This window comes from Pseudomonas sp. NPDC079086 (assembly GCF_044542155.1).
In the GTDB taxonomy this organism is placed as follows: domain Bacteria; phylum Pseudomonadota; class Gammaproteobacteria; order Pseudomonadales; family Pseudomonadaceae; genus Aquipseudomonas.
Window position 1 is genome coordinate 78,912 of record NZ_JBITTY010000001.1, and the last position, 23,802, is coordinate 102,713.

The window sequence follows — 23,802 nt, forward strand, 5'->3', positions numbered from 1 at the left end:
CTGTATTTATTGTTGTCAGGGAAGTGGCCAAGTAGCGCTTAGCCGGTCAGGGTCAACAGGTGGATCAGCCGCGCCGCGACCTTGGCGGTGCGGCTGTCGATATCGTGTTCGGGGTTGAGTTCGGCCAGGTCCATCAGGCGCAACTTGCCGCTGTCGCGCACGGTTTCCAGCAGCGGTTCAAGCAGCGCCAGCGGCACGCCACGCGCTGCCGGAGCGCTGACACCTGGGGCTTCGCAGGCCGGCAGCACGTCGATATCGATGGTCAGGTAGATCGCGTCGCAACCGGCGATAAAGGCCTGCAATTCAGCGCTGATGGCTGCCAGGCTGGCCTCACGAATCTCACGGTCTTCGCGAACCAGCACGTTCAGTTCGGCGGCGCGCTGGAACAAGGCGCGGGTATTGCTGGCGCGGCTGACGCCGAGGCAGGCATAGGCGAACGGCCAGCCACGGGCGGCGCACTGCTCGGCGATCTGCGCGAACGGCGTACCGGAGGAGCGGGCGTGAGCCGGGTCACGCAGGTCGAAATGCGCGTCGAAATTGATAATGCCGATCCGAGGTTTGCCACCAGCTAAGTGTTCGGCAATACCCTGCCAGCTGCCGAAGGCCACCTCATGGCCGCCGCCTAGAACAACCGGCAGATGCCCGGCATCCAGCAGCGCGCAGACGTTGTGACCTAGGCGCGCCTGGGCGCTTTCCAGATCGCCATCGGCGCACAGCACATCGCCGGCGTCATAGGCGGCGCCCTGGCGATGCCAGGCAAGATTGGCCAACGCCTTGCGCATGGCCAGCGGACCATTTACCGCGCCAACGCGGCCATGGTTGCGGCGCACGCCTTCGTCGCTGGCGAAACCGAGCAGCGCCACGCCAGGCTGGCTGTCTGCACTGAGCGCCTGAATGCGCTGATGCCAGCGCGGGCTGTCGGCTTCCGGGTCGATGCGGCCCCGCCAGAGGTTCATGGAGTTGCGATCAGCGTGCATAGGTGTTGACCTCTTTGCTATAGCTAATGGCGCCGTTGAAGATGCGCTGACGCAGCCGGCCCGGCTGGACCGCATAGGCCAGTTCGGCAGGTTGCTGCACATCCCACAGGCACAGATCGGCGGGGGCCCCAACCTCAATCCGCCCCAGGTCAGGGCGGCCGAGGGCGCGGGCGGCATGGGCGGTCATACCGGCCAGCGCTTCGCGCGGGGTCAAACGGAACAGGGTGCAGGCCTGGTTAAGGGTCAGGGTCGGAAAGCAGATCGGCGAGGTGCCGGGGTTGGCATCGCTGGCCAGGGCCATCGGCACTTTGTACTGTCGCAGCAACGCGATAGGCGGCAGCTGGGTTTCGCGCAGGGTGTAAAAAGCCCCCGGTAACAGGGTGGCCACGGTGCCGGCAGCGGCCATGGCCTGCACCCCGGCCTCATCGAGAAACTCGATATGGTCGGCCGAGAGGCCCTGATAGCGCGCGGCCAGGGCACTGGCGCCCTGATTGGACAGCTGCTCGGCGTGCACCTTGATCGGCAGGCCGTGACGTTGCGCAGCCTGAAATACCAACTCGCACTGCGCAGGGCTAAAGGCGATGTTTTCGCAGAACACATCCACCGCATCGACCAGACCTTCGGCAACGGCCGCCGGGATCATCTCGTTGCACACCAAGGCGATATAGCCATCGCTGTCGCCGGCGAACTCCGGCGGCAAGGCGTGGGCGCCGAGCAAGGTGGTGGTGATGCGCAGCGGCAGCAACTCGCCGAGGCGGCGGGCAACGCGCAGCATCTTCAATTCATCAGCGGTGCTCAGGCCATAGCCGGATTTGATTTCCAGGGTGGTCACACCGTCGTCCAACAGCGCCTGCAAACGCGGCAGGCTCTGCGCCAGCAGCTCGTCCTCGCTGGCTGCCCGGGTGGCGCGCACGGTACTGAGAATGCCGCCGCCGGCCTTGGCGATCTCGGCATAGCTGGCACCTTCGAGGCGCTGCTCGAACTCGCCGGCGCGGTTGCCGGCGTATACCAGATGCGTATGGCAATCCACCAGACCCGGGGTCATTACCCCGCCACGCCCGGCTTCGACCGCGCCTTCAGCCATAGCTTCAGGAAACGCGCTGGTAGGCCACAGCCCCGCGACCTTGCCATCCGCCACCAGCAGATTGGTCGGCTCAGCCAGCGTGGTCAGGCCATCAAAGAGGCAGAGCTCGCGCCAAAGCAGGCGCGGGGCGGACGGGGGCATAGGACTCTCCTTGAGCGAATATGTATATACAATAAAATTCGACCATGCAGTCGTCAACCCCGTTCGTCACCGAAAAATCACTGCCGTGCTACAACCGTCATATGCCCGCGCTAAGGCATAACCAAAGAAATCACCGAGATAGACGGCGCATGCTGTTCAGCAGCAAAGTCCAGCAGCAGACGAACGGCAGCGCTCGGCTCACACAGCCGCTGTGCAGCCGCAAAACGTTAATGTATATACATACACGAACAACCTGTATGAGCAACCTGTATGAGCAACCGCCGTGAGCATTCGGATTATCGACAGCAGCACCGCCCGCCAACTGCCGTGGAAGAACGGCAAGGGCGTAACCCTGGAACTGGCCATCGCACCGCCTGACGCGAGCCTGGACGATTTCGACTGGCGCATCAGCAGCGCGCGGGTGGAAAGTGCCGGCCCCTTCTCTCATTACCCCGGCATCGACCGCAGCCTGGGCCTGCTCAGCGGCGCCGGCCTGCGCCTGAATCTGCCCGAGCAGATCAGCCTTGAACTCGATAGCCACACTCCGGTGGTAGCCTTTCCCGGCGAGCTGGATATGCAGGCCGAGCTGCTTGATGGCCCGGTGCAGGACTTCAATCTGATGAGCCGTCGTAATCGCTGGCAACACCGCCTGGAATACCGCGAACTGCAGGGCCAGCAGTGGCTCGACAGCAGCGCCGTGCTGTTTATCTACTGCTGCAGCGGCGCTGGCCTGACGTGCGCCAGCGCCGAGACCGCGCCCGTCAGCCTGAAAGCCGGACAAGGCTTGCTGCTGGAAGACGAAGTCGGCCCCTGGCGGCTGACCAGCCAGGGCCGCAGCGCCCTCTACCTGGCGCGACTGGAGCCGGCCAGCGCCGGACAGGACGCCATTGATCTGCTAAGCGACAACTGGGTTTAGCGCCAGACAAATCCAGGCCCTTAAACGCAAAAGCCCCGGCACTGGGCCGGGGCTTTGCTTTACTGCAAACGCCGTTAGAACTGCGCGGCGTCGAGCAGATACAGCGACTCGCTACCAGCTTTAACCGAAGCAGTCAGCGAGTGGATACGCGGCAGCAGACGGGCGAAGAAGAAACGCGCGGTACCCAGCTTGCTGACGTAGAACTCGTCCTGATCCTGCTTGGCCAGCGCGGTGCGTGCCATCAGGGCCCACATGTAGGCGTAGGCGGTGTAGCCGAACACCTGCAGGTACTCGACCGAGGCAGCGCCGACTTCGTTCGGGTTGGCCTTGGCGCGTTCCAGCAGATCGGCGGTCATCAGTTCCAGGTTGGCGATGGCGTCTTTCAGCGGCTCGATAAACTCGGCCAGGCTGCTGTCGGCGGAATCGGTGAAGGCTTTGATCTCTTCGGCGAAGTGCTTGTAGAACGCACCGCCGCTGCCAACCACTTTACGGCCGACCAGATCGAGCGCCTGAATGCCGTTGGTGCCTTCGTAGATCTGGGTGATGCGGCAGTCGCGGATCAGCTGCTCCTGGCCCCACTCACGGATATAACCGTGGCCGCCGAAGATCTGCTGGCCGTGGGTGGTGGTTTCCAGCGCCATATCGGTGAGGAAGGCCTTGGCTACCGGGGTCAGCAAAGCCACCAGCTCTTCCGCGCGTTTGCGGGTGGCGGCGTCTTCGCTGAACTTGGCGGTGTCCAGCTGCATGGCCACGTAGCTGGAGAAGGCACGGCCGCCTTCGTTCAGCGCTTTCATGGTCAGCAGCATGCGACGTACGTCCGGGTGCACGATGATCGGGTCGGCGGCTTTGTCCTTGGCTACCGGGCCAGTCGGCGCACGGCTCTGAATACGGTCGCGGGCGTATTCCACGGCGTTCTGGTAGCTGCGCTCGCCCAGAGACAGACCCTGGATGCCAACGCCCAGGCGCTCGTAGTTCATCATGGTGAACATGGCGGCGAGGCCCTTGTTCGGCGCATCGACGATCCAGCCGGTGGCGCCGTCGAAGTTCATCACGCAGGTGGCCGAGGCCTTGATGCCCATCTTGTGTTCGATCGAGCCGCAGGACAGGCTGTTCTGCTCACCCAGGGAACCGTCGGCGTTAACCATAAACTTCGGAACCAGGAACAGCGAGATGCCTTTCGGGCCCGCCGGTGCGTCCGGCAGCTTGGCCAGCACCAGGTGAATGATGTTCTCGGTCAGGTCGTGCTCACCGCCGGTGATAAAGATCTTGGTGCCGGACACCTTGAAGCTGCCATCAGCCTGCGGCTCGGCCTTGGTGCGGATGATGCCCAGGTCTGTACCCGCATGCGGTTCGGTCAGGCACATGGAGCCCGCCCAGACGCCGGAATACATGTTCGGCAGGTATTTTTCTTTCAGCTCTTCGCTGGCGTGGGCATTGATCGACAGGCAGGCACCGGCCGTGAGCATCGGGTACAGGCCGAACGACAGGTTGGCCGAGTTGACCATTTCCTCGACCTGGGCCGAGATCGCCTTGGGCATGCCCATGCCGCCGAATACCGGATCACCGCCTACACCGACCCAGCCGCCTTCGGCGTAGGTTTTGTAGGCATCCGGGAAGCCGGCTGGGGTTTTCACCGAGCCGTTGGCCCAGGAGCAGCCTTCTTCGTCGCCACTGCGGTTTAGCGGGGCGATCACGCCGCCGGTGACCTTACCGGCTTCTTCGAGAATCGCCGCTGCAGTGTCCTCATCGACCACTTCAGCCAGGGCCGGCAACTGGGCCCACAGCTTGGAAACTTCAAACACTTCATTGAGCACGAAGCGCATATCGCGCAGGGGAGCTTTGTAGTCAGCCATGGGGCAATTCCTCGGACGAACCAACGGGTATACAGAAGTGTTTTGAGTTTACCCGAACAACTTTTCAGACACATAGGGTCGCGTCGTGACCGCCAATTCACAAGCAGTATCAAAACCCGCAGCACCGATACCTCACAGACCCTGAGCCAACTACCGCTCGTCAGAAGCAACGCCACTCCACCGTCCCAATTCTGAGTTTGGCCACACATGTCGGCGAGGCCCGCTTAAGCCAGCGGGATAACTCCCCATAAGCAGGCCTGGAATTCGCCAAACAGTTCTCATTTTTCAGGAATCCCCCCTCGAGCAGCTTTCGTGATGTAACAACCAAGCTCACGTCAACTCTACTTAAGCACGGGGCAATACTGGTCTAGTCCAGATTAGTGTTTGCCATCCATTAATTGTCAGCGTTTCGCCGCTTAATCAATTACGACAAGGATGTATGCGTGTTTAAAGCTTTTCTTGGCGCCTGCCGTTTGTGCTTGCACCTGCCTCTGCTCTGCAATTTGTGGCTAGCCGCCAGCCCACAGCTGTATGCGGCAGAAGCTCCTGCCCAGAACACTGAGGGCTTGCGTCAGCAGCAACAGCAACAGCACGAACTCAGACAACTGCAACAGCAGCAGCGCCAGCGCCAGCTCGAACGTGGCGCTTTTTCCACCGACAGCGCCGTACAGGCAAAGCCAACGAGCGCCGAGCAAGACAGCCAGTGCTGGCCCTTGAGTGGTACCCGAATTGGCGGTGTCACCCTGCTTGAGCGCTCAGAGCTGGATGCGCGACTGCAACCGCTGATCGCCCCCTGCATGGGCGTCAGGCAGATCAACCAGTTGCTCAGTACCATCACACAGTTGTATGTCGAGGCCGGTTATATCGCCAGCCGCCCTTACCTCAGCAGCCCTCCGGCAGCCGGTCAGTCGCTGGATATTCTGGTCGAAGAGGGTTTCGTCGAATCCATCGAACTGGCCGACCAAACGCTAGCGGTGTCACTGCGTGGCGCATTCCCTGGCATGCTCGGCAAGCCGCTGAATCTGCGCGATTTGGAACAGGGCCTCGACCAGCTCAATCGTCTGCGCGCCTTCGATCTCACAGCCGACATCGCCCCTGGCACGCTGCAAGGCGGCTCGCGCATCATCATCCGCCCACGCGCCCTGATGAAACGCTGGGGGCTGGATGTCGGTCTGGACAACCTCGGCAGCGCCAGCACCGGGCGCGACCGCGCCACGCTCAGTCTAAGCCTGGACAGCCCACTGGAGCTCAACGACTACTTCAATCTGAGCCTGAGCGACACGCTCAACAGCGACGCCCGCTTCAGTCGCAGTCGCAGCCTTTACTACAGCGTGCCCTATGGCTACTGGAACCTGGCTCTATTCGCCAGCCGCGCCGAATACTGGGCGCCGGTGCACCTGAGCCAGCAGACCGTGGACAGCGAGGGCCGCACCGACCAGCTCAGCCTGCGTCTGGACCGGGTTCTGTGGCGCGGCCAGCGCCATCAGTTGAGCGGCAACCTGCAGCTCGCGCACAAGCGTGTCGAAAGTCTGTTCCTCAACCAGCGCTTGCAGATCCAGAGCCCGACCCTGACCGTGGCCGAGGCCGGCGTCAGTCTATTCTGGCTGGACAACGCCACGTGGAACCTTGATCTCGGCTACGCCCAAGGCCTGACCTGGTTCGGTGCCGATCGCGACGATGAGCGCCTGTTCGACGACCTGCCACGCCCGCAATTTCGCAAATGGCGCGCCAGCCTCGGTCAATGGCGCAATGGCCTGTTCGCCACTCAACCCTGGCAGTGGCACAGCCAGTTATCGCTGCAGTACAGCCCCGACCCACTGCCGGCCATCGAGCAAGTCCTGGCCAGCGACGACTCGGCGGTACGGGGGTTTCGCCGCAACTCGGCCTCCGGCGCCAGCGCGGCCATCTGGCGCAACACCCTGCGACTGCCACAGCAGCTCGAGCATGGGCTGCTGCTAACACCGCGCCTGGGCCTGGATAGCGGCTGGGTCAAGGCCGATCACGGCGTCGCTCCGGAGCAGCTGGCCGGTGCCAGTGCTGGCCTGAGCCTGAACTGGCACGACCTGCGGCTGGACCTGGATTACCAACGCAGCCTGCACCGCCCGCAAACCTTCACTCACGAACCAGAAATCTGGCTGATGCGCCTGAGCCTGTCGCTCTAGCTCATCGCCCGACAGAGCCGCGGGTCTACGCGCGAAGCCTGTGGCCATACGAAGACGCGCACTCCTATTCCTCTCCACAAAATGAAGGTGTTTATGCCCAACAACACGGAAGTATTTCTGCTCTCGCCCAGAGGCAGGCTGCGCTGGTCCATCGCCGGCCTGATGCTGTTTCAATCGCTGCAACCGGCCTTCGCCGCCGGCCTGGCTGCCGCTAACGGCCCCGGCGGCACGCCGCAGATTCACAACCAGCAAGGCGTACCGGTGATCAACATCGTCGCCCCCAACGCCTCCGGGTTGTCGCACAACCAGTTCCTCGACTTTAACGTCGACCGTCAGGGGCTGGTGCTGAACAACGCCTTGAGCAATGGCCAATCAATCCTGGCCGGACAGCTGGCGGCCAACCCGCAACTGCAGAGCCAGGCCGCCAGCGTGATCCTCAACGAAGTGATCAGCCGCAACGCCTCGCAGATCAACGGTGCCCAGGAGATCTTCGGTCGCCCCGCCGACTATGTCCTGGCCAACCCCAATGGCATCAGCGTCAACGGCGCCAGCTTTATCAACGCACCACGCGCCAGCCTGGTGGTGGGCAAGCCCGAACTGCAGGACGGTCAACTGCAAGGGCTGAACACGCAGAATGCCAACGGCAAGCTCACCATCCAGGCCGGGGGGCTGCGCAACGACGACGGTCGACTGGACCTGCTGGCTCCCCAAATTGATAGTCAGGGACAAATTCGCGCCCGCGATGAGCTGAACCTGACCGCCGGACGTAACCAGGTCGGCTACACCGATGGCCAGGTGCACGCCAGCGCCATGGCCAGTGCTGGCCCCGGCCAGCGCATCGACGCCAGCCTGTTCGGCGCCATGCAAGCCGGACGCATCAATATCGTCAGCACCGCTGAAGGCGCCGGGGTCAAGGTTGGCCCGACTCAGATCGACGGGCGCGACGGCGTCAGCATCAGCTCGGCTGGCGACCTGACCATCAGCGGCCAAGCGGCCCAGAACAACAGCCTCAACGGCCGCCTAGCCAACGTGCGCAGCAGCCAGGGCGACGTGGCCCTCAAGGCCGCCGCCGACCTCGGCCTAGCCGCCAGCGAGGTCAGCGGGCGCGACGTGCAACTCAGCGCCGGGCGCAACCTGACCTTGAGCAGCCTGGAAAGCAAGCAGCTACGCGAGTCGCGCAACAACTGGAACAACAAGTTCTGGGGCATCACCTACGAGACCTACGACCAGACCATCACCGACCGCGACTCGCGCCAACACGGCAGCACCATCAAGGCCAGTCGCGATGCCAGCCTGCAGGCCGGCGCCGACACCCGCCTGCAAGGCTCCAGCGTCACGGCCGGTAAACAGCTCAAAGTCGACAGTAGCGGCGACCTGACGCTCAGCGCAGCCAACGAGGTCAGCGAACACCGTGACCGCGGCAACCATCGCAAGCACCTGTGGAAAGCCAACTGGGACAACAGCTCCCGCAGCGAGCGCAGCATCGCCAGCCAGCTCAAGGCCGACGGCGACGCGGCAGTCCAGAGCGGCGCCAACCTGCGCCTGGAGGGTGCCGTGGTGCAAAGCGGTGGCGACCTGATCCTCGGCAGCAAGCAGAAAATCGAGATCGACACGGCCACGCGCAGCCAGAGCAACAGCAACAGCAGCTACTCCGGCGACCTCACCGGCGGCAGCTTCTTTGGCAAGAATGGCAGCGGCGACAAGGCCCAGACCCTCAACCAGCGCAGCGAGGTCAACGCCCAGGGCAAACTGCTAATCGCCGCCGACGACGTGCGCATCAGCGGCAGCCAGGTGCGCGGCAAGACCGACGCCAGCGTGATCAGCCAACAGGGCAGCCTGACCATCGACGGTGTGCAGGACAGCTCCTTGAGCAATCAGCATGACAAGGACAGCAAGCTGTTCGGCCTGGTCAAGGATGAGCAACGCAGCCGGGTCGCCAGCAGCACCCTGGTGCGCAGTGAGCTGAGCTCCGACAGCAACCTGCAGCTCAAGAGTGCCGCCGACCTGTCCGTGGTCGGTGCCTTGGTCGAGGCCGCCGACAAGCTCAAGCTCGATGCGGTGGGCAGCATCGATGTGCTGGCGGCGAAAAACACCGAACAAACCACCGTCACCACCGACAGCCACGGCTTCTCCGCCTACGCCAAGGAAATCCAGGTCGCGACCGACACGCAGAAAGGCTCGCGGCAGTATCGCGCGGGCATCCGCTATGAGCAGGTCGAGGAAACCCGCAACAGCGACACCACCAGCCATCAGGGCAGCGAGCTCAAGGGCGGTACGGTAGCGCTGGCGAGCCAGGCCGAGCTGACCTTGCAGGGTTCGCAGATCGGCGCCGGCCAAGGCGGCGCCAGCCTGGCCGCCAGGGACGTCAACCTGCTAGCGGCCCAGGACAGCAGCCACAGCGACAGCAGCCAAACCACCACTGGCGTGGGTTTCTACTACACCGGCGGCCTGGATCGCGCCGGCAGCGGCTGGGAGGGTGGGCAACAAACGCTCGATAGCAGTGCCACGGGCAGCACGGCCAAGACCAGCGGCATTGCTTCCGCCGGGCAACTGCGCATCGACGCAGCTAACGGCAGTGGCACCCTGACCAGCCAAGGAGCGCAACTCGGCGCTGGCGATAGCCTCCACATCAGCGCCGGAACGGTGGATAACCGGGCCGCACAAAATAGCCAGAGCAGCACCCGCGACGAACAAGGCTGGAGCGTCGATCTGGGGGCGAACATTGAGTACAAGGGCATTACGCGGCCCATCGAGAAAGCCGTAGAAGGCGTGGCCCAACGCAACTTCTTTCAGCCAGGCCTGCTCGATGCCTTCGAGCAGCCCAACCTCGGCCTCGACCTTGACGTTGCCTACCAGAACAGCCATAGCCAGCAACAAGACAGCACGGCCGTGGTCAGCCAGTTCCGCGCCGGCCAGCTGCTGCTGGACGTCGCCGGACACGTACAGGACCAGGGCACCCAGTATCGCGCCGATCAAGGCCAGCTGCAGATCAATGCCGGTAGCCATACCCTGAACGCCGCCAGCGACAGCCACAGTACGAGCGCCGACAACCTCAACGTGAAGACCACGCTGCGCGTCTACACCACCACCGGCAAGGACATCAACGGACGCCTCAGCGGCATTGGTGGCTCTGCCGAGAGCAGCAGCAGCAACAGTAAGGCAGTGCTCGGCAGTCTCAGCGGCAGCCAGGGTATTCAGGTCCAGCTGGGCACCGACGGTGCCTACGAAGGCAGCCGTTTCAATGGCGGGCAGGGCGGCGTGCAGCTGCAAGCCGGCGGCGACCTGGTGCTGAACCAGGCCAACGACCGACAAGCCAGCGACAGCCACAGCCTGAAGGGCGACGCCAGCCTGCAAGCTGGCATGAGCAAGGGTTCGAGCGGCAAGGGCGGCAGCGTTTCGGCCAGCTTCCTGGTCAACGACCAGCGCCTAAATAGCCAGGACAGCCAGGCCCAGGTCGCCACGTTCGCCGGTAACGGCCCCATCGTGCTGGACAGTGGTGGCGACCTGCACTTGCAAGGCAGCCAGTTCGGTAGCGCCGAGCAGCAGGTGGGGGACGTTCGTCTGAACGCTGCGGGCCAGCTGGACTTCCAAGCAGCCACCAACAGCCACCGAGCCGAAGGCAGCAACCTCGGTGGTGGTCTGAGCCTCGGCGCGAGCAAGACCAAAGGGGCGGAGACCAGCAACTCAGGCGCCAGCGTCGGCAGCCAGTTCGCCATCGGCAGGGTGCAGGAAAACAGCCTGACAGCCAAAGGCGGCACGCTGTACAGCCAGGGTCGGGTCGAGCTGAGTGCGGCGGCCGCAGACGCCCAGGCACTGCATCTGCAAGGCACCCGGATCAACGCCCAGAGCGTCGACCTGAATGCCAGCCAGGGTGACATCCTGCAAGAGTCGGCGCAGTCAACCGAGCACCGCAACACCTGGGGTCTTGGCCTCGGCCTGGGCGGTAGCGGCGGCAAGACCTATCAGAATCAGGGCGCCAGCAAGGACACTGACCAGGACAACTACGGCGTCTACGGTCGGGTCAAGATCGATGTCGACAAACTCGACAGCACCACCCAGCACAACAGCCAGATCCAGGCCAAGCGGGTGACGCTGAACAGTCAGGGCGATACCCGCCTGGCCGGTGCGACCATCGAGGCGGATCGGGTCGGGGGCCATATCGGCGGTAACCTGAGCGTCGAGAGCCGCAAAGACAGCGAGCAGCGTCTCAAACTGGGCATCGACCTGCGCCTCGCCGGCGAGAAGAACCAGCCCGGTCTGGTAGAGAAACTCGGCAAAACCACCGGCCCCCTCGCCGACCCGCTCAAGGAGAAGAGCCAAGCCGCCTTCGACAAGCATCGCGGAAAGCTGGAAAACGGAGTGGACAAGGTCGCCGGCAAGCTGGGTGACGCCAAGGATAGCCTGGTCAGCCAGGCCGGCATTGCCAAGGACAAGCTGACTGACGCTCTCTCGCGCAGCGGCAGCTACGACGTCAATCCAGAACCGCGCAGCGCCCTGGGCAACAAGCTGGATCAGGCCAAGGGCTACCTGGCCGACAAGGCCAGCGCCGCCGCCAACGGTTTGGCCAAGCTCAAGGACAAACTCGGCGGCAGCAAGGAAGGCAGCTACGCGGTGAACGACAAAACCAGTACCGGCAAGACAGTGGCCGACAAGGTGGGCAACGTGCTGTTCGGTGACAAGAGCAACACGGCAGCGCTCACTCCGACCCTGTATCTGGACGTCAGCCATATCGACAAGGATGCCGTTACCTCGGCCTCGGGTATCAGCGCCAGCCAAGGGATCGAGCTACAGGTCGGCGGTACGCCCCAACTGACTGGCGCAACCCTCAAAGCCAGTAACGGTGCAGTCGACCTCGGCGGCTCGACTGTCAGCAGCAGCGCCCTCGACAGCAAGGACTACCGCGCCGACCTCGGCCTCAACCTGTCCAAGTCACCGGTGGATTTGTTGTTCGGCATCAAGGACGAGCTGACCCAGCAACAGGACGCCGCCACTCAGCAGGAGCAACTGTTCAATATCGGTGTACTACGGGTCGGCGGTCACAATGACCGGCACCTGGTACAGGCCGGTATCGAACAGGCCGCCAACACTCAGGAGCAATAAGTCCACCAGGGCACACGCGCAACGCCGGCAACATAGCCGGCGTTGCTGCATTAGCTGAGCAGGCGAGCCACACCCTGCAAGTGCATCTTGAGCAAACTAACCAGGGGACACAGATGCGCCGGCCAACTCGTCGCATAGACATGACGCACATAGGTCGGTGCGACAGCGCCATCCAGTTGGGCAACACGCGCGAAGTAGGAATACGCCAAGTTCAAGCACGCGCAATGCAGAGAAAAAACCGCTGCTTTCTCGGGCAGCGGCTTTTCGAGCCGACATCACGCCAGTGCTTAGCAGTCCAGGGCAAAGTCGCCTGCTTTCATTGCCATCAGGTTGTCCGCCCCAGACAGCATGGCCACCTCATGACTAAGGGTGCGTGGCAGGATACGTGCGAAATAGAAATGCGCTGTTTGTAGTTTTGCCTGGTAGAACGCTGCATCACCCGCGCCCGCAGCCAGCTTCTGCTCGGCCACCAGGGCCATACGCAGCCAGAAGTACGCCAGGGTGACGTAACCGGAATACATCAGGTAATCCACCGACGCCGCGCCGACTTCGTCCGGGTTCTTCATCGCCGCCATGCCGATCTTCTGGGTCAGCGCGCCCCACTGCTGGTTCAGCGTCGCCAGTTGGGCGACATAACCCTTGAGCTGCGGGTGCTCGGCCTGAACCTCGCAGAACTTGTGCACGATCTTGGTAAAGCCGCGCAACAGCTTGCCCTGGCTGCCGAGCACCTTGCGCCCGAGCAGGTCGAGGGCCTGGATGCCGTTGGTACCTTCATAGATAGGTGCGATGCGGCAGTCGCGCACCAGCTGCTCCATGCCCCACTCGCGGATAAAGCCATGGCCGCCGAATACCTGCATGCCGTGGTTGGTTACCTCCAGGCCGGTCTCGGTCATAAAGGCTTTGCAGATCGGCGTGAGGAAAGCCAGCAGGTTCTCCGCCTCTTCACGCTGCTCGGCGCTGTTACCGCGGTGCGCCTGATCGATCAGCTGCGCGGTGAAATAGGCCAGCGCGCGGTTGCCTTCGTTGAACGCCTTCATGGTCAGCAGCATGCGCCGCACATCGGGATGCACGATGATCGGGTCGGCGGCTTTATCCGGCGCTTTCGGCCCGGTCAGCGCACGCATCTGCAGACGCTCAGTGGCGTACTTGATCGCGCCCTGGAAGCTGGTTTCACCGAGACACAGGCCCTGCATGCCGGTGCCCAGGCGCGCGTGGTTCATCATGGTGAACATGCAGTTGAGGCCCTTGTTGGCCTCGCCGATCAGGTAGCCGGTGGCGCTGTCGAAGTTCATCACGCAGGTGGCCGAGGCCTTGATGCCCATCTTGTGCTCGATCGAGCCGCAGCTGACGCCATTGCGCGCGCCTGCCTGACCGTCAGCGTTGGGCAGGAACTTGGGCACGATAAACAGAGAAATGCCCTTGGTGCCAGCCGGCGCGTCGGGCAATTTGGCCAGCACCAGATGGACGATGTTCTCGCTCATATCGTGCTCGCCGGCGGAGATAAATATCTTGCTACCGCTTACCGCGTAACTGCCGTCAGCCTGGGGCACGGCGCGGGTCTTGATCAGGCCCAAGTCGGTGCCGCAGTGGGCTTCGGTCAGGCACATGGTGCCGGTCCAGCTGCCTTCGGTGAGTTTGCTCAGGTAGGTCTGCTTCTGCTCCTCAGTGCCGTGGGCGTGGATCGCCGACATCGCGCCGTGGGTCAGGCCGGGGTACATGCCCCAGGAGGTGTTGCTCGCGCCGACCATTTCCCCGATCAGCAAGCCGAGGGAATGCGGTAAACCCTGACCGCCATAGGCCGGGTCAGCCGCCAGGCCGTTCCAGCCGCCTTCAACGTACTGGGCAAAAGCTTCCTTGAAGCCCTTGGGCGTGGTCACCACGCCGTCGTTGATCTGGCATTCCTCTTCATCGCCGGAGCGGTTCAGCGGGGCGAGTACCTGCTCACAGAACTTCGCACCTTCGGCGAGAATCGCGCTGACCATATCCGGGGTGGCATCGCTGGCACCCATCGCGGCGTAGCCGGCATGAAAGTCGAAGACCTCGTCGATCAGAAAGTGCATATCGCGCAGGGGGGCTTTGTACTCGGGCATGCTGGCATCTCCGTCAGCTAGAGCGTGGATTAGTGCTCTACGCTAAGGCCCATGCCGCGCCGCAACAATCACAGTGCAGGTGCTGAATACACTGCCATTAGCCGACGGCCTTAGTTACGCGAAGCTTCCAGCTTTACCGCGCCGCGCCGCTGGCCATAACTGCGCACACAGTTACGCCCGGCGCCCTTGGCGTTATACAACGCCTGGTCGGCGGCCTTGAGTACTTCCTCTGGGCTACGCTGCTCCAGCCCGCGCTCGGCCACGCCCATACTCACCGTCACCGACACCTGACTGGCCGCGCTACCGGCCCGCCGCGCTCTGCCCTGCTTGTCATCCTGCGGGCGCTGCTGTTTATCGCGTAGCTGGATGCGGTAGGTCTCGATGGCCTGGCGTATCACTTCAAGGTGCGGCAGGCATTCCTCAAGCGTCTTGCCGGGGAACACCAGGGTGAACTCCTCGCCACCATAACGGTAGGCCTTGCCCCCGCCACCGATCTTGCGCAGCTGAGCGGCGACCAGGCGCAGCACCTGATCGCCAACATCGTGGCCGTGGGTGTCGTTGAATTTCTTGAAATGATCGACATCGGCCATAGCAATCACATAACTACGGCCCAGACGCTGCAGGCGTTCATTCAAGGCGCGGCGTCCCGGCAGGCCGGTAAGTTCGTCACGGAAGGCCATCTGATAGGCCTCGTGCGCCACCGCCGCGACTAGGATCAGCATGATCTGGCTGCTCATTACATTCAGCGCATTGGGCAAGATAAAAGTATTCGGCAGCATCCACAGCAGGCCGCACAACCCCAGCAACTGCGCCGCATGCAACGGCCGTGGCGCGCGCAGGTACTGTACCGCCAGCAGGATCAGACCAAGGATAAATACCGGATAGGCCAGTTGCACCAGCGCCAGCCACTCGACCTGCAGCGCCGGCCAGCGCACCAGCGACAACCAGTGCAGCAACGCCTCGGGAAAGCGCTGCGCCAGGCCCACTGCCACCGCACTGACCGCCAGCAGAACAGCAGCCCGGGCGATCAGGTCCTGCAGCAGGTGAGTGCGCTCCTGCCAGGCGGCGTAAAGGCTGTAGAGCAGCGGCAGCAATAGGCTGCACAGATGGAAGATCAGCGCCGCATCACTGCGCACCTGCCCCGTGGCGCGAAAGTGATCGACCTGGGTATCGAGCAGGAAGTAACCGAGGTACAGCGTCAACAGCAGAAACACTTCGCGCTGGCGGCCATACACCATACAGAACGCGCCGCCGAGCAACAGCAGCAGCGTAGGCAGCACATTGAACAACGAAGTGAAAAATTCACTCAGCACCGCCAATCGCGCCAACAGCAAGCCGCCGACCAGAAGCAGCAGCGAAGGCAGAAAATGGCTGAAGCGCACAGCAACAAGACGCGACAAGACAGGCTCCACACCGCAATAAAAGTGGATAACGTCGCGCAGTTTGCCTGCAACGAGCGCATTGCGCACGGAACCTCACAGGCAAATCGACAAGCTGCCCGGGACTTTTCAGTTCGCCCAACAAAAAACTGTCTGGGACAGTTTTTAACTGTCGCGCAGCGACGGCCCGAAGGGTGGCGGCCAGGGATGGCGGGTCACAAAAGCGCCGGGAGCGCTTTTGCGCGCAAGCCCCAAAGGGGTGAAGCACATGGATGTGCTGAACATAAAAAAACCGCCACCCCAGGGGGTAGCGGTTTTCGATCTGCGGTGGAGCCTAAGGCTTAGTAGCCCAGAGCAAAATGCTCTTCGTCCATATCCATCAGGTTGTTGGCACCAGACAGCATGGCGTCAACGTGCGCACGGGTGCGCGGCAGAATGCGTGCGAAGTAGAAGTTGGCAGTCTGCAGCTTGGCTTTGTAGAAAGCCTCGTCTTCAGTACCTGCAGCAATCTTCTCGGCAGCCAGGCGAGCCATATCAGCCCAGAAGTAAGCCAGGCAGACGTAACCGGAATACATCAGGTAATCCACCGAAGCGGCGCCGACTTCTTCACGGTCCTTCATGGCGGCCATGCCCACTTTCATGGTGATGTCGCCCCACTCTTTGTTCAGCTTGGCCAGTGGTGCAACCAGCGCTTTGACAGCGTCGTTGCCTTCGTTGGCCTGGCAGAACTTGTGCACGATCTTGGTGAAGCCTTTCAGCGCTTCGCCTTGAGTCTGCAGCACTTTACGGCCCAGCAGGTCGAGTGCCTGGATACCGGTGGTGCCTTCGTACAGCATGGAGATACGGCTGTCGCGAACGTTCTGCTCCATGCCCCACTCGGCGATAAAGCCGTGGCCGCCATAGATCTGTACGCCGTGGTTGGCAGCTTCAAAGCCAACTTCGGTCATGAACGCTTTAGCGATTGGAGTAAGGAAAGCCAGCAGTGCGTCGGCTTGCTTCTTCTCGGCTTCGTCTTTGCTGTACTTGACGATATCAACCTGCTTGGCGGTGAAGTACACCATCGCGCGGTTGCCTTCGGCGAAGGCTTTCATGGTCAGCAGCATGCGACGCACGTCCGGGTGGACAATGATCGGGTCAGCAGCTTTTTCCGGCGCTTTCGGGCCAGTCAGGGAACGCATCTGCAGACGCTCACGAGCGTACTTCAGGCCACCCTGGAAACCGATTTCAGCGTGAGCCAGACCTTGCAGAGCAGTACCCAGGCGAGCCGTGTTCATAAAAGTGAACATGCAGTTCAGGCCTTTGTTGGCTGGACCGATCAGGTAACCGGTTGCACCGTCAAAGTTCATCACGCAGGTGGCGTTACCGTGGATACCCATCTTGTGTTCGAGCGAGCCACAGGAAACGGCGTTACGTGCGCCAACGGTGCCGTCAGCGTTAACCGAGAACTTCGGCACGATGAACAGCGAGATGCCTTTGGTGCCTTGCGGCGCGTCCGGCAGGCGGGCCAGAACGATGTGGACGATGTTATCGGCCATGTCGTGCTCACCAGCGGAGATAAAGATTTTGGTGCCGGATACTTTGTACGAGCCGTCAGCCTGAGGCTCAGCCTTGGTACGCAGCATGCCCAGATCGGTGCCGCAATGCGGCTCGGTCAGGCACATGGTGCCAGTCCACTCACCGGATACCAGCTTGGTCAGGTAAGTGTGCTTCTGATCGTCAGTACCGTGCTCAGCAATGGTGTTCATCGCGCCGTGCGACAGGCCTGGGTACATGCCCCACGACCAGTTCGAGGTGCCGACCATTTCGCTGACAACCAGACCCAAGGACTCAGGCAGACCTTGGCCACCATGGTCAACGTCGTGAGCCAGGCTCGGCCAGCCGCCTTCTACATACTGCTTATAGGCTGCTTTGAAACCGGTTGGGGTTTTCACGCCTTCGGCGGACCAGGTGCAACCTTCGGTGTCACCTACACGGTTCAGTGGAGACAGCACTTGCTCACAGAACTTGGCGCCTTCTTCAAGGATGGCGTCGACCATATCCGGAGTAGCGTCCTGGCAGCCAGGCAGGCTCTGATAATGCGCTTCGTAGCCGAGCAGTTCGTCGCGTACGAAACGGATATCACGCAAGGGGGCCTTGTAATCAGGCATAGCGGTTGACCTCTGCGGTGGATTCTTAGTGTGTAGGTGACCGGTTATTCGGTCGTTTTCGGGAGCAATCCCGGTGCTCGCCTGCCCCTTGGCAACCGAGCTAATCAAACAAGCGTTTGAAACATACGTTTATGCCTATTTAATGTCAAGCACCCCAAGCGCCGTTCAGGCCACCAGATCGACAACCGGGGCCGGCGCCTGCAAACCACTTAGTTGCTTGTACAGATCAAGACTAGGTGGTGGTGGCTGATCCTGCTGGGTCGCAGCAGCGGATTTGTCATCCTCGGCAGGCTTCTCATCTTCTTTACGCTGCTCGGCACGCGCATCAATGGCAGCCTGCGCTTCACTGCGCTGCTGCTGCGCCAGCTGCACACGGGCCTCGGCCATTTTTACCTGCGCCTGCGCTGCCACCTGGCGATCCTGCGCAGAGGGTTCGGCAGGAGCCAGAGCCGCGCGAATGACCAACTCCATCTTGCTCAGGGTGGCTTCAGGATTATTCGGCACGGCTCCGGTATCGATGCCAACCTCACCCCCAATCGCGTAGCGTTTACCGTCAGGCCCGCGCTCATAGGTGTAACTCGGCGCGCCGGCATAGCGACCGCCAACGGCAGCGTGCGCTTGCTCGTGGGTGCGCACCTCCTGATCACGACTGACCAGCTTGGCGATTTCCAGCTGTTCGCTACGTTGCTGCTGGGGGCTGGGTTCGCCTTCGGGGCTTTTGGACTTATCAGAATTTGCCGAGGCGTCGGCTGGCTTGTCGGCCTCTTCACGCGCGGAAGCCGATTGCTCGTCGGCTAACGGCTGGCCAGCGGTTACCGGCGCCTGGACGGCACGGGTGATATCGGGGGACACATCAGGGGAAACATTGGACGCAAGAGAGCGAGCCGGCAGTAGAGTTGCTGCAGGCGCAGGATAAGACGTTGCGCCACCAATCTGCATGCAATGACTCCTCGCCCCTGACAGCTAAAACTCCGCAACAGAGCCGGACTACGCTCGGGGCAAGCGTATCAAGCCGTTGTATCAATCAGGGTACCGAGCACCTCATCGGCAGTTTTCACCACCTTGGCACCCGCTTCCGCCTCACTCTGACCTTGGCGCAGGGCGACCAGACTTTCCGCCAGATCGGGACGAGTCTGCTCGGCCGAGCTGGGCGCAGGATTGACCTGATTGGCTGGCGGCGTGGAATTCGGCTGCTGCGGCTGGGTAACCGCATTGCTGGCGATATCCGCCGCAGCCTGATCGACCCGACGCTGGCCGGATTGAATGGTGCTGATGCCCGAATTGAAGGCGCTTCCAGAAATTTCCATGCCCAAGCTCCGCTATGGCAAACCACTAACGATTCAATTGAAGCAGAAATTGCTCGAAAAACGTACAAGCAAAAGGCTATGGCACTTGCCCGGCTTATAGCGCGCGGTGCAATAAGCCGAGGTTGAGATAGCCAGAAACCGCAGCCGGCGTGGCCTCGGCCAGGCGCGGCACATAGCCTAGGCAGGGCGCAGGCAAACGCTCGGCCAGGGTGGCCAGATTGTCCTCAAGACGCGAGGTATGCGGGTCGACAAGATTGGCCACCCAGCCAGCCAGCGTCAGGCCGTCACGCAGGATTGCCTCTGCCGTCAGCAGCGCCTGATTGATGCAGCCCAGGCGCACGCCAACCACCAGAATCACCGGTAATTGCAGGGCAACTGCCAGATCAGACAAGGACGCCTGCCCAGCTAACGGCACGCGCCAACCGCCCGCACCTTCGACAAGGGTAAAGTCCGCGTGCTTATCCAGAATCGCCTGCACCGGCCCCTGCAGCGCGGCAACATCCAGCAACACACCCACTTCGCGCGCTGCCAGATGCGGGGCAATCGCCGGCTCGAATGCCAGCGGATTAACCTCTTCGTAACGTAGCGCCAGGGTGCATTCGCCGAGCAGCGCCAGTGCGTCATCATTGCGCAGCCCATCGACCGTCCGCACGCAGCCGGAAGCCACCGGCTTGGCCGCAGCCGTGGATAAGCCGGCCAAACGCGCCCCATGCAGCAAGCCGGCGGCGATGGTGGTTTTGCCGATTTCGGTATCGGTGCCGGTGACGAAAAAAGCCGTGCTCATATCAATCCTTACGCAACACGCCGTAAACCACCTGATAGGTCGCCGGCAGGCCTTGCGGCTGACGGAACTGTTCATAGGCATTGAGCAGCGCCAGCATGCGCGCCCGCCCGGTCAAACCGCCTGGCCGGCCGGGGTTGAGGTTGTGCGCACCGAGGGCCTTTAGCTCATGGGTCAGGCTGCGCACATCCGGGTAATAAAGAGTTTCAGGCGTGACGTGCAAGGCAAGCGGCGCCAAGCTGCTGTCGCTGCACAGGCGCTGATAATCCTCGAAGCGGCGGAAGCGGTTGACGTGAATAAAGCCATCCACCGCCAGCCAGCTGTCGCGCAGCTCCTGCAGGGTGCCGACGCACAGACTGCTAAATGCCAACACACCGCCAGGCCTGAGCACGCGCGCCGCTTCGCTAAGCACAGCGGTAAAGTCCGCACACCACTGCAGCGCCAGACTGGAGAACAGCAGGTCGCAGGATTCGTTACGCAACGGCAAACGCTCGGCATCGCCTGCAATAAACTGCTGCGCGCCGCCCAGCGGCCGAGCGTGCTGCAACATGCCTTCGGCAATATCCAGGGCCACGCCCTGACTGGCCGGAAACCGCGCGCCCAGGGCGCGACTGAAATAGCCCGTGCCGCACCCCAGGTCGAGCCAGCGCTCCGGGCTGATCGTGGCCGGTAACTGCGCCAGCAACTGCTGACCGACATCGCGCTGCAGAGCTGCCACGCTGTCGTAGCTGTCAGCCGCGCGGGAGAACGACGCCGCTACCTGACGCTTATCCGGTAGGCTGCCGCGTGGGTCATGGGCCAGGTCAGTCATCACCGGCCTCATGCAGGAACGCCTGAATCGCCGCCGCAATTTCATGCGGACGCTCCAGGGCAAAGGCGTGGCTAGCGTTATCAATCAGGCCAACCTCGACATCCGGCAGCAGCGCCAGCAAGGCCTGCGCGGCACCTGCAGGAACCAGGGCATCTTGACCGGCGAACAGATGCAGCTGCGGTCCGACAAAGGCTTGCAGCGCGGCCCGCGCATCCAGGTTCGCGAGCAGGTCCAGCCCGGCCAACAGCATCTCTGGCTGCACCTGCGGAGCCGCCGCCTGTAATTGCCGCGACAGGCCGCGAGCATCCGCCGCACCCCGGGCACAAAGCAGAGCAAAACGCTTCAGGGTCGCGGAGACATCGGCGGCGCAGCCCTGACGGAAAGCGTTAAAAGTCTCGGCAGACATCGCTGCAGGCCAACCTGGCTCAGCCACAAAGCGCAGATTGCTGGCCATAGTCAGTAGGCCACTGCAGCGTTCGCCACGGCGCGACGCCAGCTCAGCGGCGAGCATGCCGCCGAGTGACCAACCACCGAGCCAGACGTCCTGTGGCAAGCTGGCGTCCAGCTCGTCCAGCCAATCGGCGGGGTCGCTGGAGGACAGTAAAGGCAGCGGCTCAATCTGCACATGTAGCCGTGAATCGAGGCCATGCAAGGCATCAGCCAGCGCCTGCAATGGCGCAGTGCCGAGGCCCCAGCCGGGTAACAGAATCAGCCGATCACGCATGTGCAGCTGCCTCGCCAGTCAGCAGCGGCCAGCACTCAGCTAACGCTTCCAGCAGCAGCTCCAGCTGTTCAAGACTATGGGCGGCGGACAGGGTCACGCGCAGGCGGGCGCTGCCGGATGGTACGGTGGGCGGTCGAATCGCGGTAACCAGCAGACCGCGCTCGCGCAGCATCTGTGACAGCTGCATGGTGCGGCCGCTGTCGCCGATCAGAATCGGCTGAATCGGCGTGGTGCTGTCCATCAGTTCAAGGCCGATGGCCTGGGCGCCTTCGCGGAAGCGCTTGATCAATGCATTCAAATGCTCGCGCCGCCAGTGCTCGCTGCGCAGCAATTCCAGGCTTTTCAGGGTGGCGCAGGCCAGCGCCGGTGGCTGGCTAGTGGTGTAGATATAGGGGCGAGCGAACTGCACCAGGGTTTCGATCAGCTCCTCGCTGCCGGCGACAAAGGCACCGGCGGTGCCGAAGGCCTTGCCCAAGGTGCCAACCAGTACCTGCACATCATCTGCGCCCAGACCGAAATGCTCGACAATCCCGCCGCCGGTGGCGCCCAGCGGGCCGAAACCATGGGCATCATCAACCATCACCCAGGCATTGGCGCGACGCGCTTCGGCACAGAGTGCAGGCAAGTCGGCCAGATCGCCGTCCATGCTGAATACGCCGTCGGTGACCACCAAGGTATTGCCAGTAGCTTTGCGCAGGCGATTGGCCAGGCTCACCGTATCGTTGTGTAGATAGCGGGAAAACCGCGCACCGCTGAGCAAGCCGGCGTCCAGCAGGGAGGCATGGTTAAGGCGGTCCTCCAACACACTGTCGCCCTGCCCGACCAACGCAGTGACCGCGCCGAGGTTGGCCATATAGCCGGTAGAAAACAGCAACGCCCGGGGCCGCTCAGTAAACTCGGCGAGCGCTTCTTCTAACTCATGGTGCGGCGTGCTATGGCCAATCACCAGATGCGATGCGCCGCCGCCCACCCCCCACTTTTCCGCGCCGGCGCGCCAGGCTTCGATCACTTGCGGGTGATTAGCCAGGCCGAGGTAGTCGTTGGAACAGAAGGCCAGCAGCTGCCGACCATCGACCTGCACCAACGGCCCTTGCGGCGATTCAAGCATGGGGCGCTGGCGATAGAGGTTGGCGGTGCGGCGCTCGGCGAGGCGAGTGGCAAGATCGAAGCTCATGGCTATCTCGGAGGAGGCATTAACGCCCCACTCCGGATATAGGAGTGAGGCGCGTACAGCAGTCAGACCGCAGCGTTGTAGAACAGCTTGGAGTCGCGCTGCTCGACCAAGGCCTGCTCGATAGCGGCCTGATGCACTTCATCTGCGTGCTCTTCGCGCTCTTCCGGCTTGATGCCGAGGCGGGCAAACAACTCCATATCTTTGTTGGCCTGCGGGTTTGCGGTGGTCAGCAGCTTCTCGCCATAGAAGATCGAGTTGGCGCCGGCGAGGAAGGCTAGAGATTGCATCTGCTCATTCATTGCCTCGCGACCGGCGGACAGGCGCACGTGCGACTGCGGCATCATGATCCGCGCCACGGCGAGCATGCGAATAAAGTCGAACGGGTCAACGTCCTGCTCATCGGCCAGTGGCGTGCCCTTGACCTTCACCAGCATATTGATCGGCACCGACTCCGGATGCTCCGGCAGGTTGGCCAGCTGAATCAGCAGCCCAGCGCGGTCGTCCAGCGACTCGCCCATGCCGAGGATGCCACCGGAGCAGATCTTCATCCCAGAATCACGCACATAGGCCAGAGTTTCCAGGCGCTCGCCGTAGGTACGGGTGGTGATGATGTTGCCGTAGAACTCCGGCGAGGTATCCAGGTTGTGGTTGTAGTAGTCGAGGCCCGCTTCGGCCAGGGCTTGAGTCTGCTCCTTGTCGAGCTTGCCCAGAGTCATGCAGGTTTCCAGGCCCAGGGCCTTCACACCTTCAACCATTTTCAACACGTAAGGCATGTCTTTGGCAGACGGATGCTTCCACGCCGCGCCCATGCAGAAGCGCGTGGAGCCGATAGCCTTGGCCTCAGCGGCGGCCTCCAGCACCTTCTGCACTTCCAGCAGTTTTTCCTTTTCCAGGCCGGTGTTGTAGTGGCCGGACTGCGGGCAGTATTTGCAGTCTTCTGGGCAGGCGCCGGTCTTGATCGAGAGCAAGGTCGAAACCTGCACACGGTTCGCATCAAAATGCGCGCGGTGCACGGTTTGCGCAGCGAACAGCAGGTCGTTGAACGGTTGCTCGAAGAGCGCTTTGACCTCAGGGAGAGTCCAGTCGTGACGCAGATTGGCAGCGGTAGTAGCGCTCATCGGTTATTCCTTGTTATTGGCAGTGGCTTGCTACGCTG

At 62.4% G+C, this 23,802-nt stretch carries 16 protein-coding genes; 3 read left to right on the forward strand and 13 right to left on the reverse strand.

The features are described 5' to 3' along the window. Positions 1-38: 38 nt before the first annotated feature. Both hutG and hutI read right to left on the reverse strand, forming a co-directional pair. Positions 39-977: a formimidoylglutamase gene (gene hutG, locus ACIGEK_RS00375; RefSeq protein WP_397491435.1), complete on the reverse strand. Its 939-nt coding sequence runs from the start codon at positions 975-977 to the stop codon at positions 39-41. Further along, on the reverse strand, positions 967-2,202 hold the full coding sequence (hutI, locus tag ACIGEK_RS00380; RefSeq protein WP_397491436.1) for an imidazolonepropionase: 1,236 nt from the start codon (positions 2,200-2,202) through the stop codon (positions 967-969). Before hutI ends, hutG begins: the two co-directional genes overlap by 11 nt. A gap of 283 nt (positions 2,203-2,485) precedes the next feature. Between hutI and ACIGEK_RS00385 the strand changes: the two genes are divergently transcribed. Beyond that, positions 2,486-3,118 (forward strand): HutD family protein, encoded by a 633-nt coding sequence (locus ACIGEK_RS00385; protein ID WP_397491437.1) that lies wholly within the window; start codon positions 2,486-2,488, stop codon positions 3,116-3,118. A gap of 74 nt (positions 3,119-3,192) precedes the next feature. Here the strand turns inward: ACIGEK_RS00385 and ACIGEK_RS00390 are convergent, their stop codons facing one another. Further along, positions 3,193-4,971, reverse strand: coding sequence for an acyl-CoA dehydrogenase C-terminal domain-containing protein (locus tag ACIGEK_RS00390; RefSeq protein WP_397491438.1), 1,779 nt, complete (start codon positions 4,969-4,971; stop codon positions 3,193-3,195). 443 nt (positions 4,972-5,414) lie between these two features. Here ACIGEK_RS00390 and ACIGEK_RS00395 point away from each other — a divergent pair, with 443 nt between their 5' ends. After that, the gene (locus tag ACIGEK_RS00395; RefSeq protein WP_397491439.1) at positions 5,415-7,133 is read left to right on the forward strand and encodes a ShlB/FhaC/HecB family hemolysin secretion/activation protein; all 1,719 of its coding nucleotides are present in this window, start codon (positions 5,415-5,417) and stop codon (positions 7,131-7,133) included. A gap of 93 nt (positions 7,134-7,226) precedes the next feature. Beyond that, positions 7,227-12,233, forward strand: a complete 5,007-nt coding sequence (locus tag ACIGEK_RS00400) for a hemagglutinin repeat-containing protein (protein WP_397491440.1) — start codon at positions 7,227-7,229, stop codon at positions 12,231-12,233. A 287-nt stretch (positions 12,234-12,520) separates the two neighbouring features. Here the strand turns inward: ACIGEK_RS00400 and ACIGEK_RS00405 are convergent, their stop codons facing one another. From ACIGEK_RS00405 to bioB, 10 genes are all read right to left on the reverse strand, one after another. Then, positions 12,521-14,323 carry an acyl-CoA dehydrogenase C-terminal domain-containing protein gene (locus ACIGEK_RS00405; protein WP_397491441.1) on the reverse strand — a complete coding sequence of 601 codons (1,803 nt, stop codon included), beginning with the start codon at positions 14,321-14,323 and terminating at the stop codon, positions 12,521-12,523. Positions 14,324-14,433: 110 nt separating this feature from the next. Then, positions 14,434-15,723 carry a GGDEF domain-containing protein gene (locus ACIGEK_RS00410; RefSeq protein WP_397491442.1) on the reverse strand — a complete coding sequence of 430 codons (1,290 nt, stop codon included), beginning with the start codon at positions 15,721-15,723 and terminating at the stop codon, positions 14,434-14,436. 320 nt (positions 15,724-16,043) lie between these two features. Further along, positions 16,044-17,849 (reverse strand): phenylacyl-CoA dehydrogenase, encoded by a 1,806-nt coding sequence (locus tag ACIGEK_RS00415; protein WP_304871147.1) that lies wholly within the window; start codon positions 17,847-17,849, stop codon positions 16,044-16,046. 165 nt (positions 17,850-18,014) lie between these two features. Further along, on the reverse strand, positions 18,015-18,701 hold the full coding sequence (locus tag ACIGEK_RS00420; protein ID WP_397491443.1) for a putative metalloprotease CJM1_0395 family protein: 687 nt from the start codon (positions 18,699-18,701) through the stop codon (positions 18,015-18,017). A 155-nt stretch (positions 18,702-18,856) separates the two neighbouring features. Then, a complete protein-coding gene (locus ACIGEK_RS00425) occupies positions 18,857-19,156 on the reverse strand; it encodes a hypothetical protein (RefSeq protein WP_397491444.1) in 300 nt (99 codons plus the stop codon). A gap of 94 nt (positions 19,157-19,250) precedes the next feature. Then, positions 19,251-19,940, reverse strand: a complete 690-nt coding sequence (gene bioD, locus ACIGEK_RS00430) for a dethiobiotin synthase (RefSeq protein WP_397491445.1) — start codon at positions 19,938-19,940, stop codon at positions 19,251-19,253. A gap of 1 nt (position 19,941) precedes the next feature. After that, entirely contained in the window at positions 19,942-20,748 is an 807-nt protein-coding gene (gene bioC / locus ACIGEK_RS00435) for a malonyl-ACP O-methyltransferase BioC (protein WP_397491446.1), read from the reverse strand. Then, positions 20,741-21,472, reverse strand: coding sequence for an alpha/beta fold hydrolase (locus tag ACIGEK_RS00440; RefSeq protein ID WP_397491447.1), 732 nt, complete (start codon positions 21,470-21,472; stop codon positions 20,741-20,743). Before ACIGEK_RS00440 ends, bioC begins: the two co-directional genes overlap by 8 nt. Continuing rightward, complete coding sequence (gene bioF / locus ACIGEK_RS00445) at positions 21,465-22,646, reverse strand: 8-amino-7-oxononanoate synthase (protein ID WP_397491448.1); 1,182 nt, start codon at positions 22,644-22,646, stop codon at positions 21,465-21,467. Before bioF ends, ACIGEK_RS00440 begins: the two co-directional genes overlap by 8 nt. Positions 22,647-22,708: 62 nt before the next feature. Further along, complete coding sequence (bioB, locus tag ACIGEK_RS00450) at positions 22,709-23,764, reverse strand: biotin synthase BioB (protein WP_397491449.1); 1,056 nt, start codon at positions 23,762-23,764, stop codon at positions 22,709-22,711. Positions 23,765-23,802: the final 38 nt, after the last annotated feature.